The sequence below is a fragment of the Alkalihalobacillus deserti genome (assembly GCF_020734105.1).
Lineage (GTDB): Bacteria > Bacillota > Bacilli > Bacillales > Bacillaceae_D > Halalkalibacter > Halalkalibacter deserti.
In genome coordinates, this window is the sequence record NZ_JAJAFR010000069.1 from 1 (window position 1) to 960 (window position 960).

Below are 960 nucleotides of genomic sequence, written 5' to 3' on the forward strand. Positions count from 1 at the left end.
GGAATAAACACCTGAGGTATGCTATTCCCTTCAATAACACCTGTAATTGTTCTTTCAAATAATAGCTTTCCCATATCCACTTTTGCCATAGTACCAATAGCAGCTCCACCAACTGCTGCCACAGTCCCAGACTGAGATAGGCTATTCGTTGCTTGGGTCAAAACTTCCGGAACACTACTAGAATCTACCGCATAGTCTACACCTGTTTTAGTAATCTCAAGTATTCTTTCTTCAACATCAACTTCTTTAGCATTAATCGTATGTGTTGCACCTAACTCTTTTGCTAAATTCAAACGATTTTCGTGGACATCTATTGCAATAATCTCTCCACAATCTAACAACTTAGCAGCCATCAGTGCACTCAAACCAACTGTTCCGCAACCAAAGATGGCAATTGATTCACCAACATCAGGCTTTAATTTATTCATAACCGTTCCGCTTCCAGTTTGAATCCCACAACCAAGTGGACCTAATAGTTCAATTGGTACTTCTTTATCAACTTTCACAATACTTCTATCTGATACAATAGAATAAGTTGCAAAGGAAGATTGGCCAAAAAAAGTGTTTACCGGTTCATTATCAATGGAATGTCTATAGGTCCCATCCTTCATTTTCCCTGAAAAATTCAAATGAGGAAAGTTTTCACAAGCATACGGTTTTGCTTTTAAACAGTCATTACAAGTTCCACAGGAATTAAAACTCATAATGACATGATCACCAGGCTGCACATTGCTGACTCCTTCGCCAATCTCTTCTACGATACCAGAACCTTCATGCCCTAATATTATAGGTAATGGTACTGGCCTAAGTTGATCTCGTGCTCTAAGATCCGTATGACAGATTCCGCTAGCACTTATTCGAACTAGTACTTCTCCATGTTTTGGTTTATCAAGAGAGACATCTGATATCGTAAATTCAGAACCTTTATAAAAAGTAGTCGCTGCTTTAATATTCAATGTC

General features: G+C 38.3%; 1 protein-coding gene. It reads right to left on the reverse strand.

Translation table 11 applies throughout. The features are described from left to right. Positions 1-960 (reverse strand): NAD(P)-dependent alcohol dehydrogenase (locus LDX58_RS25670; RefSeq protein WP_227940481.1); only part of this gene is annotated, 960 nt, incomplete at both ends.